Origin of the sequence: Streptomyces sp. NBC_01571 (genome assembly GCF_026339875.1) — a bacterium.
Lineage (GTDB): Bacteria > Actinomycetota > Actinomycetes > Streptomycetales > Streptomycetaceae > Streptomyces.
Genome location: NZ_JAPEPZ010000001.1, coordinates 2,081,008 through 2,097,086 on the forward strand (window position 1 = coordinate 2,081,008; position 16,079 = coordinate 2,097,086).

General features: G+C 67.9%; 13 protein-coding genes and 1 pseudogene. 11 read left to right on the forward strand and 3 right to left on the reverse strand.

Annotated features, from left to right (window positions below; all coding sequences use genetic code 11):
* Positions 1–65: 65 nt before the first annotated feature.
* From OHB41_RS09290 to OHB41_RS09305, 4 genes are read left to right on the forward strand one after another with little or no spacing between them, the layout of a single operon-like run.
* Positions 66–965 carry a hypothetical protein gene (locus tag OHB41_RS09290; RefSeq protein ID WP_103543565.1) on the forward strand — a complete coding sequence of 300 codons (900 nt, stop codon included), beginning with the start codon at positions 66–68 and terminating at the stop codon, positions 963–965.
* A 55-nt stretch (positions 966–1,020) separates the two neighbouring features.
* Complete coding sequence (locus tag OHB41_RS09295; protein ID WP_266697398.1) at positions 1,021–3,315, forward strand: hypothetical protein; 2,295 nt, start codon at positions 1,021–1,023, stop codon at positions 3,313–3,315.
* The gene (locus OHB41_RS09300; RefSeq protein ID WP_266697399.1) at positions 3,312–6,731 is read left to right on the forward strand and encodes a hypothetical protein; all 3,420 of its coding nucleotides are present in this window, start codon (positions 3,312–3,314) and stop codon (positions 6,729–6,731) included. Before OHB41_RS09295 ends, OHB41_RS09300 begins: the two co-directional genes overlap by 4 nt.
* A gap of 45 nt (positions 6,732–6,776) precedes the next feature.
* Complete coding sequence (locus OHB41_RS09305) at positions 6,777–7,313, forward strand: hypothetical protein (RefSeq protein WP_266697400.1); 537 nt, start codon at positions 6,777–6,779, stop codon at positions 7,311–7,313.
* A gap of 72 nt (positions 7,314–7,385) precedes the next feature.
* Here the strand turns inward: OHB41_RS09305 and OHB41_RS09310 are convergent, their stop codons facing one another.
* The 3 genes from OHB41_RS09310 to OHB41_RS09320 form a co-directional block, all read right to left on the reverse strand.
* Positions 7,386–7,955 (reverse strand): hypothetical protein, encoded by a 570-nt coding sequence (locus OHB41_RS09310; RefSeq protein WP_266697401.1) that lies wholly within the window; start codon positions 7,953–7,955, stop codon positions 7,386–7,388.
* Positions 7,956–7,994: 39 nt separating this feature from the next.
* A complete protein-coding gene (locus OHB41_RS09315) occupies positions 7,995–8,651 on the reverse strand; it encodes a hypothetical protein (RefSeq protein ID WP_266697402.1) in 657 nt (218 codons plus the stop codon).
* Between the two features lie 383 nt (positions 8,652–9,034).
* Positions 9,035–9,628 (reverse strand): DNA-binding protein, encoded by a 594-nt coding sequence (locus OHB41_RS09320; protein ID WP_234372776.1) that lies wholly within the window; start codon positions 9,626–9,628, stop codon positions 9,035–9,037.
* Positions 9,629–10,320: 692 nt separating this feature from the next.
* Here OHB41_RS09320 and OHB41_RS09325 point away from each other — a divergent pair.
* From OHB41_RS09325 to OHB41_RS09355, 7 genes and pseudogenes are all read left to right on the forward strand, one after another.
* A complete protein-coding gene (locus OHB41_RS09325; protein ID WP_256905548.1) occupies positions 10,321–10,635 on the forward strand; it encodes an SH3 domain-containing protein in 315 nt (104 codons plus the stop codon).
* 251 nt (positions 10,636–10,886) lie between these two features.
* Positions 10,887–11,243, forward strand: a complete 357-nt coding sequence (locus OHB41_RS09330) for an SH3 domain-containing protein (RefSeq protein WP_266697403.1) — start codon at positions 10,887–10,889, stop codon at positions 11,241–11,243.
* 200 nt (positions 11,244–11,443) lie between these two features.
* Complete coding sequence (locus OHB41_RS09335) at positions 11,444–12,724, forward strand: MFS transporter (RefSeq protein ID WP_266697404.1); 1,281 nt, start codon at positions 11,444–11,446, stop codon at positions 12,722–12,724.
* Positions 12,725–12,845: 121 nt separating this feature from the next.
* Positions 12,846–14,015, forward strand: a complete 1,170-nt coding sequence (locus tag OHB41_RS09340) for an MFS transporter (protein ID WP_266705753.1) — start codon at positions 12,846–12,848, stop codon at positions 14,013–14,015.
* A complete protein-coding gene (locus OHB41_RS09345) occupies positions 14,012–14,704 on the forward strand; it encodes an HAD-IA family hydrolase (protein WP_030213744.1) in 693 nt (230 codons plus the stop codon). Before OHB41_RS09340 ends, OHB41_RS09345 begins: the two co-directional genes overlap by 4 nt.
* Before the next feature lie 271 nt (positions 14,705–14,975).
* Positions 14,976–15,062 (forward strand): annotated as a pseudogene (locus tag OHB41_RS09350) (hypothetical protein); the annotation flags it as partial.
* 83 nt (positions 15,063–15,145) lie between these two features.
* Positions 15,146–16,075 carry an ATP-grasp domain-containing protein gene (locus OHB41_RS09355; protein WP_266697405.1) on the forward strand — a complete coding sequence of 310 codons (930 nt, stop codon included), beginning with the start codon at positions 15,146–15,148 and terminating at the stop codon, positions 16,073–16,075.
* Positions 16,076–16,079: the final 4 nt, after the last annotated feature.

A 16,079-nucleotide genomic window follows, 5' to 3' on the forward strand; every position in this document is an offset into this window, starting at 1 on the left:
CGTATGAGGACTTTTCGATAGAACGAGCAATGGCCATTGGGTTGCAGGGGGGAGATGAGAGATTCATGGCGAAACTGTCCTATAAGGTGCCGAGTTCGCTGAACAGGAGCTTCCTCGACCACGAGATCACGCTGAGCAAGGGAGGGTGGGCGGCCAAGCCCTCCCCGATCAAGCAACTGCTCTTCTTCGGCGGCGGCATCCTCGCCCTGCTGTGGTTCAGCACGTCGACGTTCGTCGCGAGCTCGGGCCCAGTCGCCATCACGTTCTTCGTCCTCTGGGGACTGGCGGCGATCGCCTACTTCGGCGGGCTGATGAAGACGAAGGAGCTGCGCATCATGCGCGTACCAGCCTTCCTGGCTTACCTGCCGCTGAAGGCCCGCCATGTCTTCACCCGTCGCGGCTCGAACCCCACGGACTTCTACTCGATCGTCGGCATCGACGGGATCGACGAGGACGGGCTGATCCACTTCTCCGACGGCGGCGAAGGTCGGGTCTACCTGGTCGTCGGCTCGGCTAGCTACCTGCTCTTCGACGAGGACCGGGTCGGGATCCTCGATCGGGTCGACTCCTTCTGGCGCAAGGTCGAGACGGCCTGCGAGCACAGCTTCATCACGACGAAGGAGCCGCAGCGGGTCTACCACCAGGTGGCGAACCTGGAACGGCGCAACCAGGCCCTGCAGGTCCGCGATCCCGATCTGATCGAGCTGCAGAACGAGCAATACGACATTCTCACGCAGCACGTGGGCGGGAAGTTCACCTCGATCCACCAGTACCTGCTGCTCAAGGGCAAGAACGCCGACGCACTGCGCAAGGGGCACCAGGTCCTCCAGGCCGAGGTCGGCGGCTCGACTCTGATGATCAAGGAAGCCACGATGCTCGACCGCGAGGAGGCCCTGCCGATGCTCCGGGTCTTCTACCAGGGCATCGACGACGAACTGCTCGATCTCAAGGCGTCGCTGAACTGACCAGCGCCAGGCCGGCCACCACGACGAGGAAGGAACGAAGGACACCATGGCGCTGATGACGAAAGTCCGGGCACAGCTCGGCATTCCGGGAAAGAAGCCTGACGAGACGAATGAGACCGCGGAGCTTGTGGTCGATGATCTGCGGGCGGACGGTGCTGCTCAGGCTGAGGGCGTGCAGGACGCTGCGTCGGCGGACGGTGCAGCCGATGAGGCCGCCGAGCCGAAGAAGAACTGGTGGCAGCGCCGCCGGGAGGTGAAGTACCTCCAGGGTTCGTTCGACGCCTACCCTCACCTGCTCGCGCTGAAGCCGAAGGAGAAGTACCTCTTCCGCTCCGACTACTTCGAGGTCGACGGCTCGGTCGCCTGCATCCTGGCGTACTTCCACGACGACGCCGCGCACGACAACTTCGCCGCCTTCTGGGGTATCGACCGGATCCCGGACGGCCTGGACGAGCGGGTCACCGCCGTCGTGCTTGAGCAGGTCAAGCGGATGGATGAGAAGTGGATCGACTCGTACACCAAGCAGTCGGAGAAGCTGGACCGGCTGGATGCGAACGAGCAGGAGGAGACGGGCACGACCTCCTCCAAGCGCAAGGCCGCGAAGATCTCCGGTGACCTCGGGATCACGATCGGCGAGATCCAGGACGGTGCGAGCTACCTCTCGGTGCACAATCGGCTCTTCCTCAAGGCCCCCGATCTGGCGGCCCTGGACGACACGATCGACCGGGTCACGCGTCTGTACATCGACCGATTCGGCACGCTGAAGGCTGCGCCCTACGCCGGCGAGCAGCGTCAGGAGCTCTCGGGCCTGTGGAAGAACAACGAGAAGAAGAAGGGCAAGGGCTTCCACTTCACCTCGACCGAGCTGGCCGGCTCGTACTCGCTGGTGACCAACGGCCTGAACGACAAGGGCGGCGAGTACGTCGGCTACATGGTCGGCGACGTCAACAACAGCGCCGTGCTCATGGACGTCAACGCCTACGACCACCACGCGATCGTCGCCGATGCCACGCTCAGCGAGTACCTCGACCGCCAGCGGGTGGCCAATATGTGGTGCTCGAAGATCTCTCAGGCGGCGCTGCTGAACAACGGCCAGGTCGTCCACCTCATCCTCGACGGAGCGAACCTCGACAAGCTCGGTCCGAAGTTCGAGCGGCTCACCTCGCGCGTGGACCTGAATCAGGGTGATGTGAACATGTTCGAGATGTTCGGCGAGGAGGAGGACGAGCTGATGGTCTTCTCCGCCCAGATGGAGAAGCTCAAGCTGATGTTCGAGCAGCTCTACGAGACCAGCGACGGAGCGATCGGCTCGATCATCCGCAGCGCCCTCGAAGACACCGCGACCGACTTCTACATCGAGCAGGGCATGTGGCGGCACAACGCCAAGGAGCAGCGTCACCGCCTGCGCGTGGTGAACATCCCGCACGCCCAGGTGCCGCGTCTTCAGATGTTCGTCTCCTACTTGGCAACCGCGCACAAGGCACTGCTGAACTCCAGCAAGACCGACCCGGACCAGCTGCGCGCCTACAACGTGCTCAGGGGCATCGCCAACGCGATGCTGAGCACCAACGGCGACCTGTTCAACAACCACACGGCCTCGGCCGTGGACGGGGTCCGGGATTCGCGGCGCGTGGTCTACGACTTCTCGCGGCTCATGCGCCGCGGCAAGGGCGTGGCGATGGCGCAACTGGTGAACATCGTCGGCTTCGCCGTTGGCAAGCTGGGGCTCGGCGACACGGTGATCATCCACGGCACCGAGCACATCGACGACCGGGTGAAGAAGTACATCAAGGACCAGTTCGACCATATGTACGAGCGTGGCGGCCGGGTGGTCTACAGCTACAACGACGTCGACACGATGCTGGCCGACAGCGACTTCAACAAGTTCGACGCCGCGGACTACACGCTCTTCGGCCCGATGCGCGATGGCACGGTGGCGGAGTACCAGAAGCAGCTGCACCAGCGGATTCCACCGGATCTCGCCCAGCTCATCACGACCAAGGGCGAGAACCTCACGTATCTGCGCCGGGGCGTCTCCAACGTGGTCTTCCACCTGGACCTGGCACTGGGGATCAACCCCTACCGCGAGGCCCAGCGCAGGCAGGTCCGCCTGGAGGCGGCAAGGGCCGAAGAGGCGGCGCGGATGGACGCGATCATGCACGACAAGCCTGCACCGGGCGCGAACCTCACCAGCATCCGGAAGCACAGCGAGGGCGGCGACGGCGAGCCTGACGCGGGCCAGAGCGACGGGGGCAAGCGCCGCGACGGCAAGAAGAGCCTGCAGGAGCCTGAGGACAGCGCAAGGCGGCCAGCGAGGAAGCCAAAGCCCAAGAAGCTGGTCAAGGCATGAACGAGGTCAGCGCTGATACGAAGGCGAGGAGCAGGGGAGAGACGATGAACGGGACGATCACGGCGGTGGCGCGGATGCGTGCCTGGGCCGGCCCCGGCGGTGGCGGAGCCCGCCAGGGCAGGCTCGCGCGCGGGCTCGCCCTCGTGCTCCTGGCCGCGCTGTTCGTGCCGGTCCTCATGATGGCTGCCTCTTCGCCAGCGTCCGCGGACGACCAGAAGGAGCGCGACAACTACAGCCTCTACCAGCTGGCTTCGAATGCGAGCTCGTACTTCAGCGAGGAGAACTCGCCGTCGAACGACAAGGGCATGCACGACAAGTGGAAGCCGGTCGTCGGCAGCCCGGCCTCGGGCGGCTCCATGCTCGGCTACGCCGACCCGGATTTCAGCCTGGGCAACATCGTGGGCTGGTTCTTCGCCGAGGTCTCGGGGTCCTCCCAGACCGTCACGTACGAGACTCTGGCCGCGAAAGACGACAAGGGCAACGCGAAGTACTCGGGCATGCTCGACTACGCGCACTTCGGGGCCGCGAACAACGACCTCGGCCTGGACACGATGTCCTCGGGCATCGGCGGCCAGATCGTCAGCGTGATCGGAGGCTCCATCATCTGGGTCCTCTACGCCCTGGCACTGGCGGTCGGCACGCTGTTCTACGTCGTCCTCCAGTTCCTGAAGCTCATCAACCCCTTCATGTGGTTCTACCAGGCGGTCAGGGCGGTCAATCCGACCTTCGCCGACGGGATGACGGGAGGTGACACCGGAGGCGGCGCGCTCTCGGGCCTCCAGCACTGGATCAGTGGCTGGTATGGCCTGCTTGTCGATATCTCGTGGCAAGTGCTGGTGCCGATCTTCATCGGCTTCCTGCTCATCGGCCTGGTCATGTTCAAAAAGATGGACCGGGGTTCGGCGATCAAGAAGCTCATCGTGCGCGTCGTCTTCATCGGCGTCGGTCTGCCGCTCATCGGTTCGATGTACACCAACGTGCTCGACAAGTTCGACAACTCGGTTCTCGGCCAGCATGCCGGTCCGACGCGCGTCGTGCTGAGCACGTACGTCGACTTCGAGGCGTGGATGATGAACGACCGCCTCGGGATCCCGGACCAGGCCACTGTCTCCTGGAACGGCGACCAGGCGAGCTCTGACGCGATGATGTCGGTGCGCACGAGCGCGCTGGCGATCAACAAGCAGTCCCACGGAGCGACGTTCAACGGCATCAGCATCGGCACGAAGGCCAACGACGCCGAGTCGGCCTGGAAGGACGGCACGGTCTCCGTCGGCACCGGTGCGTCGGACGACTTCAAGGCGGTGTTCTCGACCTTCGGGATCATCGGCAAGTACATCGGCAGCAACGAGATCGCAGCTTCCGACTTCGAGTCGGGGATCAAGAGCTCGATCACGCAGCTGGACGAGAGCGCGGATGTCAAGAAGAGCTGGTTCGTCGACAAGGACAGCTACGGCGACGTGGAGGATTTCGGTGAGGAGAAGGGGCCGAAGCCGGTGGATCACCCGGTGATCTCGACCGACGGCACGGGCCTGACCTCCTCTCGTCCCGGCAAGGACTCGACGGTCTTCACGACGACGGGGACCAAGGCCGGCTGCGGCTTCACGGTGGGCAAGACGCCCTCCTCGTGCAACCTGTCTCCCCTGGCGGCGTACAACTACCTCAACACCGGGTTCAGCCCCAGCTCGCTGAACATGTACAGCTCGAACAACGCCACGTCCGGCTTCACCCGCGAGAACCACATGGCCGTCAGCCAGGTGGGCACGGGGCCGGCGAAGTTCATGTACTGGTCCAACGCAGCCACGGTCCTGGGCTCCATCGTCCTGCTCGGCTTCTGGTACGCCGTCGGCATGCTGGCCGGCTCGGTCAAGCGGATTTTCGGCCTCGTAGCGGCCGTGCCGTTCGCGACGCTGGGCGCGATGGCCGCGATCGCCAAGGTAATCGTCTACTCCATGGCGCTGATCCTGGAGGTCCTCGTCACGCTGTTCATCTACCAGTTCGTCTCGGAGTTCCTGATCTCGGTCCCGGACATCATGGCCGGGCCCGTGTCGAGCTTCATGAGCCCGGGCGGCCTGTGGGGCAGCGCTGCGCTCGGCGGGACCATCGTGGTGATCCTGACACTCATCTCGTCGCTGATGATCATGGGCATCACCTTCGCTCTGCTGCGGGTCCGCAAGACGGTGCTGCAGGCGATGGACGAGGTGGTCACCAAGCTCGTGGACAAGTTCCTGGAGACCAACTCCGCGCCGAAGCCGGACAAGGGTGGGCTGATGCCTGCTCTGGCCACAGGTGCAGGGGCCGGCGCGGGTATGGCCATGGGCAACAAGCTCGCCAACGGGTTCAACAGCAAGACCAGCGGCCCGGCGTCTCCGAACACGGGCAAGCCCGCGGGCAAGACGGCGTCGACGAACGCCGGCGGTACGAACGGCGACCCCACGGCGCTGACCGCGGGCAACCAGGCGCTGGCCCTGGAGGGCGGCGGCGAGGGTGGCCCGGGCGATCCGAACAGCCCGGCACTGGACGGTGGTCCTGGCAGCGGTGGCGGCGGCGGTGACGCCAAGGCTCTGCCGGGCGGCAGCGGTCCTGCTGGTGCCCTGGGCGCGTCCGGCCAGAGTGACGGCCCCGACGACAAGGGTGGCCCGCTGCAGCTGACGAGTGGTGGAGCGGGCAGCTCGCACTCTGACAAGCAGACGGCGCTGGGCCTGAGCAACCAGGGCGGCCTGTCGAACCTCGGGTACACCTCGGACGGCAACAAGGTCATCCCCGGCGAGGTTCTGGCCTCGTCGACGGAGCCGTCGAGTTCTCGCGGTGGTGCTCAGGGGCAGAGCAGCGCTGGTTCTGTTCCGACCAGCGGAGGCCGTAGGACCGTCGCCGGTCAGACGGGCCCGGCGCAGTTCGGCATGGGTGCCCAGGGTGCGCAGAGGCAGCAGGGCAGCAACCAGCAGGCTGCACCGCAGCGCTTCAGCGGCGGAGCTACTCCTGGTCTTGTGCCTGTCCCTGCTTCCGAGCAGCCAGCCTCGCCGAGCACGCGTCCGACGCGCTCCGCTCAGGGCACCCCGGCTCCGAGGCAGCTGGGAGCCGGAACGTCGGCTCCTCGTCCCGTGGCCGCTCCGGTTTCGGGTCAGACTCCGGCTGCGCCTGGTGCGCGGACTCCGGCTCGGACGCAGGCAGCGCGTCAGCCGGGTGCGATCCAGGCGGCGACGCCGACGCCGCGCCAGGCGCCCGCCCCGCGGGCTCAGACTCCGCGGACGTCGGCTCCTGCACCGGCTTCTTCGCCGCGGCAGGCTCCGGTTCCGCGCCCTCGTCCCCGTCCGCGCCGGGTTGCCGATCCGGCTCCTCAGAGCGTGGAGACTCCGGAGCCGCAGCAGCGGCCGGCCGGTGGTCTTCGCCGGGGCCGACGCGAGAAGCCGCAGGACTGATCGGGCGAGCGTGGAGGGCTGACGCACCCGGTGAGGATGATCGCAATGCTCGTCCTCACCGGGTGCGTCGTCTTTGCGCGGCAGGAGGAGAAGGGGAAGAGCATGAGGCTGGGATCGAGGCTTCGCGGCGTTTTCCCGCGCGGCTGGTGTCGCTCGGCGCGATGGTGGATCACCGGGATCCGCGAACTGGCATTGAGCACTGCGGCGGCTGTGGCCACCGTGGTGTTCGTCGGCGAGATGATGCGCGCTGTGCGGCATCGCGACGAGCCGCGGACTCTGGCGCACCTGTCCGGCACGTTCGAGGGGTACGTGGCCAGCCTCTTGGGCAACAGCGCAGGCTTGGTCGTTCTGGTCACCATGGCGATCGAGGACGGTCTGCCTGTGGTGCTGACGGCGTTGCTGGCTGGGTGGTGTCTGCTCAACATCGCCATCAGTGCCACGGTGTTCGTCGTGGTCGCCCGGTCGAGGATCCGGCAGTCGGCAGCGTGGGCTGAGCTGGATTTCGCCGAGCAGCACGCGCCGAAGTACGGCCGGCCACCGGAGACGATTGAGGAGTACCGGGCGCAGCAGCTCCAGGAGTAGGTGTCAGAGAAAAGACAGAACCCCGTGGACGTGATGTCCACGGGGTTCTGTGCTGCCTCGGTGGTGCGGCAATCAGCTGTGCTGGTTGCAGTCCTTGGCCATCAAGGCCTTCGCCTGGTCGCTGTCGGCTGGGATGAGCTGGACCTGGTCGATCGAGTAGGCGAAGGTGTACCCGAGCGTGATCATGCTGTTCGACATCGAGATCGAGCCGGATCCCGGGTCAGTGCCTGTCTGGTCGGAGCCGTTGACGTCGTCCCAGAGCACACTGGTCCGGCTGTCGTTGATCGTGCCGGTTGAGAGAACCTGGTACTGACCCTTGTCGGTCTTGCCGTCCTTGACGATCGAGCCGTGCTTGATGTCGTCGAGGGCCTTCGTCGTCAGCTGGCACTGCCGGTCGCCAGCGGTGACGTTGATGTACGTGATCTTGTGGCCGTCGATTGCGGCGATGCCGCCGCGCGCCCCGTCGGTGATGGAGATGTAGGCACCGTCGAAGCTGGAGGCCTGGCTGCTGCTGGGGCTCTGCGAGGAAGCAGCATCGCTGCTCCCGCTACAGGCGGTGAGCATGAGAGCACCCGCGGCCAGGGCCGCGGCGGACACGGCGATCCTGGTCCGCGTCGCACGTGCGGTCCTGGTGGAGTTCATGGTGTTATTCCTTCATTCGTTCTGGACAGTCGGTTTGGTTCAGCTCTGCGGAGGTTGGACCGGCGGCATGCTCGGCATCGGCGGAACCGCAGAGGCCTGACGCGGCGACAGCAGGATGAGGACTGCAGCAGCCAGCATCACGACCGACAGCAGCGCCAGGAGCACCACGCCCGCTCCGACGGAGGCGTAGCGGGTGCCGCTGACGGAGCCCATGGTCCCGAAGCCGTCGATCATGCCGATCAGGCCGGCGACGATGCCCACGACTCCGGCGGTGACGCGGGACCAGTTCGTCTTGCGGATGACTGCCACGACAGAGGCGGCGATGGCCACGAACATGGTGAAGAGCAGGAAGCCGCCCTCGCCGCCGGCCTCGTCGCTGAAGTAGTTGACCGAGAAGCCCATGGCTGAAGCGATCGGCATGAACAGCGAGATGATCGCCAGGAACGCCGCGGCGGGAAGGATGAAGGTGGCCAGCCCTCTCAGCTTGGCCAGTCCGGGACGCGAGGTGCTCTGCTGCATCGAGCGCGCGGCGCTTTGCGCGGCGGGGGCAACGCGGTTGCTGAGGAACTCCTTGACTCCAGAGTTCTCGACGGCCGGCGCGACCTTGGTGTTGAAGAAGTCCCGGGCACCGTTGACGACCTGCTTGGCTCCGTTGGCGGCCGTGACAACTGGCGGAACCTGCGGTCGCGGCGGCACGGCCTGTGATGCTGTTGCATGGCCCTGTGTCGGCTGCTCGGGTAACTGAGGCTGATCCTCAGTCATAATCGCCCCCGTTTTCTCTCGTTCAGTTCTGCGTGTCCAGGCGGTGCCATCTTCACAGGGACCAGCGTCTCGGCTCCGCAGTTCCACACTGCATCCCCGAGACCCCGATCCCGACCACGCCCGGGAGCCGAAGTTGGCCCCCTTGATGGCCACCCGACCGATTTCCGAGCTTTCTTCTCGTACATGAGCACTTGCGAAGGCATTCACAAGCGCACTGTCAGTATTGCAGATTGATGTACCAGATGTACCACGTAACGACAGAAAGCCAGTCAAAGTCGCCTATGGATAGGTGACTTTGACTGGCCAGGACTCTTCTGTCAGGCGCCTTCTCGGAGGTTGTCGAGTCGATGCTCAGTCAGCGCCAGTGCGACTTCGGACTGGTTGAGCGCGTGCTCGCCGTCCTGGATGCGCCACCGAAGACGCTGCACAGGCGGGGCGTCAGCTTCCTGGAGCGCCAGGTCACCGAGCTCGCGCAGCTCCGCGTACGCGCCCTGCAGCTGCTCCTCGTGGTGCGCCGACCGGACCCTGAGGCGGGCGACCCGCTCTTTCCACCAGCCCACCCGCGACTCGCGGTCGAGCGAGGTCTTCCCCTCGAGCCAGGCACGGAGCTCGGTCTGGTCGACGTCGCTCGGGAGCCCGGTAGCGAGGGGCCCTTCGGGTTCCGGCATGTCGATGGGGATGTGCGACAGCAGCACCGCGGGGGTCGTGTCGAGAGCGTAGGCGATCGCGACGAGGTCGTCGACGGTCACGGGGCGAGCACATCGCTCCATCTCCGCGAGGGCATCGGCTGAGATCGGGTGATCGAGCATCCGGAGCACATAGGCCAGCTCGTCGACGGTCAGCTCGCGCAGCTGGCGGTAGTGGGTGATGGCGTCGGACACAGCAAGGGACGTGGGAAGGGACGACGGCATGCACCGATCATAGGCACGCTCGGCGCGGTCCCCAGGTGGGTTGTCACATTACTCCCGGGCGTCGTCACACAGACCCGTAACCGGTCCCGAGAGAGGTGTTATCCGCGCCCCCTCGGGCCGAGGGCAGGCGCCAGAAGAGGCGCACCTGGCGAAGAAGTTCAGGTCGGTCTTGTCGTCGCAGCCAGTACTGCAGATGTCCCGCGCAGTGGCGCTCATCGAGTCACAGTCGATCGCCTATTGAATGGTATTCCAAGTCGTGTTTCAATAGAGCGCAATAGGCACTCGGTCCACTCTATACAAGGCGGGCAACATGTTCGGGCGCGACTCTTCCGCTGATTGCGGTGTGGTTGCGACCGTGCGTGCCTCCTCGGCGAGTCGAGTGCGAGTCTCCACTGCCGCGTCTCGCGCAGTCTCGCTTCGCCCGATTCCCATGGAGGCCATTCAGGTCGGAGCCACTGCCGCTGCATCCATTGCCTTGCGGCGCGATGCCATGACGACAACTCAGGCCTCGGTCGCACGCCGGAGGAAGGCCGCATAGAACCGCCGGCGCCTCGGACAGCCATGCCCACCGTCCATGCACTGACAGCGGACCGTGCGGCCGGTGGGGCGTCTCGCCCCATCACCCATGTCACCCCATGAATTGAAGGGATCCCATGCGACTTCGTGCTCCCGCTCGAATTGCCGCCACGGCCATGCTTGCCCTGTCGGTGACCGCCGGCCTGGCCGCGACCACCGCCCCGGCCGCCACTGCGGCCGAGATGCCGTGCAAGCCGCGCGTCTACTACGAGATCAACACCAACGCGGTGAACTTCAGGACGGGGCCGTCGACCGCCTACAAGTCCAAGGGCCTGCTCTACAAGGGCGACTGGGGCAAGAAGGTCGCCACCAAGGGCTCCTGGATCAAGCTCAAGCTCGGCCAGAAGTCCAGGACCGGGCTGGCCAAGAACACCACCGGCTGGGTCGCCAAGAAGTACGCCTACGACTGCGTCCCCATGCAGCTCGACTGAGTCGGCCGCGGCTCGCCGATCCACGCCGGGCAACTCAAGGCGTCATCAGGCAGACATACGCCCCGCATCACTCACCAACGCACCACTCCGCACCCCCACACAGCGCCCAGCACCGGACGCGCCTCTTCCCATGCCCGACAGGGCGGCCTCACGCCGCACTTCTGACGCAGGGGCCCCGACCAGTGGCTACGCCCTGGCCGGGGACGGGGCGACGCCGTGCCCCCTCCTCCCTTTCGGAAGGTTGTTTCCCGATGATCCGCAATCTCGCCCTCCGCTCGGTTGCGCCCGCCGCCCTCGCACTCGCGGCCGCTGCCACCCTGACCGTGGCCTCCGCTCCCGCCGCGCACGCCGTCGGTGAGAACAGCAAGTGCACCGTCAACTGGCCGAACTACGGCGCCACCGTGGCCAAGGCCGGCTGGAACTACCGCACAGGCCCATCCACCGCTTACGCCAGCCGCGGCCTCCTGTACCGGGGCGACAAGTTGACCGTGCTGTGCAGCCACGGCAACTGGGACTACAGCCAGCTCACCCAGCGCTCCAAGTCCGGCATCCCCAAGGGGACCCGAGGCTGGGTGCGCGACGACGGCCTCTACCAGCTGGCCGGCTGACCGGCCCGGCCCCTCGCTTCCATCCCCTGGGGCGACATCCCCGCGTCCTTCCGGCGCGGGCGCTGGCCCGGCTGCTCAGTGGGGGCGTCGTCCACCCACGGCGACGCCCCCACGCGCCGCCCTTCCCGTCCGGCGCCCGAACCAGCTGACGCCGGCCGCCCCACCAGGAACGTCTCGCCCCTGCTTTCCCCGGAGCGTCCGTGTCAGCCACCACCATGCCCGTCTCCACCGCCAAGGACGCTGAACCGTCCCGACCGCGGCCCTGGCCGCCGACCATCTGGGCACTGCTCGTCATCACCCTGGTGGCGCGCGGCTTCGGCTTCGCCTATCCCTTCCTCAGCTATCACCTCAAGGACCTGGGCTACACCACCGCCGCTGTCGGCCAGGCCCTCGCGGTCTTCGGCATCGGATGGCTCGTCGGCCAGCTGCTCACCGGCTGGGCCGCCGACCGGCTCGGCCGGCGCCGCACCCTCGTGGCCGCCATGCTCACAGCCGCCGTCTGCCTGCCCGTGATGTCCCAGGCACACGCGTTCGCCGCCGTGTGCACCGGAGCCCTGATCGCGGGCATCGTATACGACGCGCCGAGGCCGGTTGTCTCCGCGGCCATCGCCGACCTCATCGCCGACGACGGACAGCGCGCCGCCGTCAACGGCTGGCGCCACGGGGCCGTGAACATCGGCGCGGCGATCACCGGCGCGGTAGGCGGCCTGCTGGCCGGACAGCTTGGCTTCCCGGTGCTGTTCTGGTTCAACGCCGCCGCCTGCGCGGCCTGTGCCCTGCTCGCCCACCGCTACCTCGACGACGACACCCCGGCCGCCTCCGCCCGCCCCAGCGAGCCCGCCGCGCGCACCCCGCTGCGCTCGGCCGTGCGCGACGCCCGCCTGTGGCTGCTGTGGATGGCCAGTGTGGCCGCCCTGACCTGCGCTGCCGGCATGTTCACCGTGCTGCCGCTGCTGATGGAGGACGACGGGCTCGCCGCCGACGCCTACGGATGGACACAGGTCGCCAACGCCGGCGCCGTCGTCGTGCTCACCCCGCTGCTCAACCCGTGGCTGCGGCGCCGCTGCGACGGGTCCCAGCCAGTCACCGGCCTGCTCGCCGTCGGATCGCTCCTGCTGGGCGCGGGCATGGGCAGCGCAGGCCTCGCCGACACCACCGCGGGCTACAGCCTCGCCGTGGCGGCGGCCGTCCCCGGGGAGATCGTCTTCTTCATCGCCGCCAACGACATCGTCACCAAGATCTCGCCCGTACACGCCCGTGGTCTGTACGCCGGGATCTGGGGTTCAACCCTCGCCGTCGCCGTGATCATCGCCCCGGTTCTCGCGGCCGTGTCCCTGACCTCGGGCGGTGGGGTTCTCGCCGCGCTTACCACCCTTGCCGCCGGTGCCATGGGCGCAGCCCTGTGCCTGCCGCTCGCGGGCCTCACCCAGCGCCGCACCGCCTCCCGTGTGACCGCCGTCCCTGTCCCCGCCGCTACCTGACCGCCGAACCGGAGAACCGGACCATGAGACACAGCACCACATGCCCGAACTCGTGGGCAGCACCGCACAGATGACCTCCTGTTTCGACAGCCCGGCCCACGCCCGCGCCGGGGGCAGGCCGATGACTGCGATCGCTCCGGCCGAGCAGTCCGCACCGCCGACGGGCGACCGACGGCTGCTGCTCGGTGTCTTCGCCGTGATGGGCCTCGTCATGGCGGTCTGGGGCACGAGGATGCCCTCAGTGCAGAGGGTGGCCAACCTTGGGACGGGCCACCTGTCACTCGTTCTTCTCGGCGCCGCAGCCGGCATGGTCGCCGGGCTCCAGCTCGGCGGGCGCCTGGCCGACCGGCACGGTCCCTCCCGACTGCTGGTCGTCCCCGCCGTCGTCTTCGGCCTCGCCCTGGCTCTCCTCGGCCAGTGCCGCACGCTGCCGACCCTGATCGCGGCTGCCGTCGTCTTCGGCTTCGCACACGGGCTGCTTGACGTCGGCTGCAACGTATCTGCCGTTCACTGCGAGATCGCCTTCCAGCGGTCGATCATGTCCGGGCTGCACGCCGCCTACTCGATCGGTGCTCTGTGCGGGGCCGCGCTCGCAGCCGTGACCACCTGGATGTCCCACGAGGTGCTGTTCGCGATGGTCGGTGCCTTCACGGTGCTCGCCGCTGCCACCGCCGTTCCGGCCGTACGAACGGCCACCTCCCTCGACCACGCACCCGAGCGTCCCGAAGCGGTTCCGGACGAGGCAAAGCCGGCGCAGACCTCCCACACCAAGGTGTGGCTGCTCGGCGCCCTGGCCGCTGCGTGCCTGCTAGCCGAGGGCGCCGCCGCCGACTGGTCGGCAGTGCACCTGCACTCCCTCAACAGCTCCGAGGCAACAGCGGCGGCCGCCTACGCCCTCTACAGCGCCGCCATGGCCGTAGGCCGGCTCGCGGGCGACCGGCTGACCGGCCGCTACGGAGCACCCGCCCTGGTACGCACCGGCGCCACCCTCGCCGCCGCCGGACTCGGCGCTGCACTGATCGCCGGCAGCGCCCCGGCCGCCCTGCTCGGCTGGATGGCCCTCGGAGCCGGCCTGTCCACGGCCATGCCGGCCCTCATCACAGCCGCCGGACGGGGAGGACCACGCGCCGTGGGCACCGTCGCCACCATCGGCTACCTCGGCCTGCTCGCCGGACCGGCCGCCATCGGGGCGATCGCCTCGCTCACCAGCCTGACCACCGCGCTGGCCCTGCTCGTCGTCCTGACCGCGACCGTCGCTGTCGTCTCCCACCGAGCCCTGGAGTCCCGTTGACCTCTTCCCAGCCCACCACCCCCAGCGGCGCTGGCCTCGAGGCCCTGATCCTCGACTACAACGGGGTCATCGGCCGCCAGCCCGGCCCGCCCCAGTGGGCCCGGCTCGCCGAACTCGCGGGCTGGCACCCCCAGGAGACCCACGCCTTCCAACAGGCCTTCTGGCAGCGGCGGGAGCCCTACGACCAGGGCACCGCCACCACCCACACGTTCTGGAGCGGACTGCTGCGCAACGGATGCACCGCGCCTGCGGGCAGCACCCTCCTGGCCGCCCTCGCAAGCGCCGACCTCGACATGTGGACCGCCACGGACCCCGCCGTGCTGGACCTCCTGCACACAGCCCACGCCACCGGGCTGCGCCTCGTACTCCTGTCCAACGCGCCCAAACCGCTGGCAAACGCCCTCGACGACGCCGAATGGTGCGCCACCTTGTTCAGCCGGACCGTCTACTCCGCCCGCATCGGAGTGAACAAGCCCCACAAACGGGCCTACGAGGCCGCGCTCGAGGCCGCCGGAATGCCCCACCCCGCAAAGACCCTGTTCGTCGACGACCGGCTGGACAACGTCGAAGCCGCCGAGCAGCTCGGCCTGCAGGGCCTGCACTACACCGGCGACCCGGCCGCACTCACCCGCCGGCTTCCCCGGCCGCCCGCCGTCACACGCCCGGGCGTCCTCGCTACGAGCGCATGACCGCCCTCGCGACGCCGTCCCACCGGACCGGCACCCGCCGCATCCCGATCACCGAACCGGAGATCCGACCATGAGTCTGACCGCCCTGCGCCCCAACTCCCGTGCTGTGACAAGCACATGGCACTCCTCGGGATCACCGCTGCTCGTCCTCATCGGCGCTGGAAGCCGCATCTGGCGCGGATACGGACTGCAGCACATCGCCGCCCGCCACCGCGTCGCCCTCCTCGACGAGCAACCTCCCGCCTGGGCCAACGACCACGCGGCTATCTCCATGGCCGTCGACCTGGCGGACACCGAGGCCGTCGCCCAGGCCGTTGCCGCGCTGGCCGCGGACCAGGGCGTTGCCGGGGTGCTCACCTACATGGAGCAGCACGTGGCCCTCACCGCCCGGATCGCGGAGCGGTTCATGCTGCCCGGCAACACCCCCAGCGCCGTCGAGGCTTGCCGGGACAAGTACCTCAGCCGCTCCCTGCTCGCCGCGGCCAACGTGCCCGCTCCTACCTCGTCCCGGACGCCGAGACCGCCGTCGAGTACGCGGTTCTCCTGGGCGGCCCTGTCGTCCTCAAGCCGCGGTCGATGGGCGGCAGCGCCGGCGTGCGCCGCGCCGACACGGCCGATCAAGTCCGCGACGCCTACCGGGCGGCCCGCGGCGCGACCCTCTTCGGGCTGGAGAACACCGGGACCGGGGGCGTGCTGATCGAGGAGTACCTCGATGGTCCGGAGATCAGCGTGGAGTGCGTCGTCCTGGGCCACGAGACCGTCCACATCGCCGCGATCACCCGCAAGTATCTCGGCGACGAACCGGACTTCCAGGAGACCGGCCACCTCGTCGACACCACCGACCCTCTCCTGGCCGACCCCCGCATCCACGAGGTGGCCCTCGCTGCCCTGAACACGGTCGGCATCACGAGCGGTGTCATGCACGTCGAGATGCGCCTGACCCAGCAGGGCCCGCGCATCGTCGAGATCAATGCCCGGCTCGGCGGAGACCTCATCCCGCACTTGGTCCACCTGGCCACCGGCCTCAATCTGCCGCAGATCGCGGCCGACCTCGCCGTCGGCGCCGACCCCGAGCTGGTCCCCAGCCGGCACCAGAGCGCCGCCGTCCGCTTCCTCTACCCGCCCGTCACCGGTCACGTCACGGCACGGCACACCGGCGTGTTCGCCGCCTGGCTCGACCGTTTCGAGTGGATCGCCGCACCCCGCAGCCACGTCAACGCTCCGCCCCGCGCCACGCTGCTGGACCGCCTGGCACTGGCCGTGGTCACCGGGCCCGACCCCGACACCTGCCACCGGCGACTGCAGCTGGTCGAAGAACGCAGCGGCATCCACATCCAGCCCGACAACGCCACCACCGCCTGCGTCGCCTGACCCG

Excerpts from the sequence above, each read along its gene's own strand:
- OHB41_RS09295 (WP_266697398.1), top strand. The coding sequence starts at position 1,021 with ATGACGAAAGTCCGGGCACAGCTCGGCATTCCGGGAAAGAAGCCTGAC.
- OHB41_RS09325 (WP_256905548.1), top strand. The coding sequence starts at position 10,321 with ATGCTTGCCCTGTCGGTGACCGCCGGCCTGGCCGCGACCACCGCCCCG.
- OHB41_RS09305 (WP_266697400.1), top strand. The coding sequence starts at position 6,777 with ATGCTCGTCCTCACCGGGTGCGTCGTCTTTGCGCGGCAGGAGGAGAAG.
- OHB41_RS09310 (WP_266697401.1), bottom strand. The coding sequence starts at position 7,955 with ATGAACTCCACCAGGACCGCACGTGCGACGCGGACCAGGATCGCCGTG.
- OHB41_RS09320 (WP_234372776.1), bottom strand. The coding sequence starts at position 9,628 with ATGCCGTCGTCCCTTCCCACGTCCCTTGCTGTGTCCGACGCCATCACC.
- OHB41_RS09300 (WP_266697399.1), top strand. The coding sequence starts at position 3,312 with ATGAACGAGGTCAGCGCTGATACGAAGGCGAGGAGCAGGGGAGAGACG.
- OHB41_RS09330 (WP_266697403.1), top strand. The coding sequence starts at position 10,887 with ATGATCCGCAATCTCGCCCTCCGCTCGGTTGCGCCCGCCGCCCTCGCA.
- OHB41_RS09290 (WP_103543565.1), top strand. The coding sequence starts at position 66 with ATGGCGAAACTGTCCTATAAGGTGCCGAGTTCGCTGAACAGGAGCTTC.
- OHB41_RS09340 (WP_266705753.1), top strand. The coding sequence starts at position 12,846 with ATGACTGCGATCGCTCCGGCCGAGCAGTCCGCACCGCCGACGGGCGAC.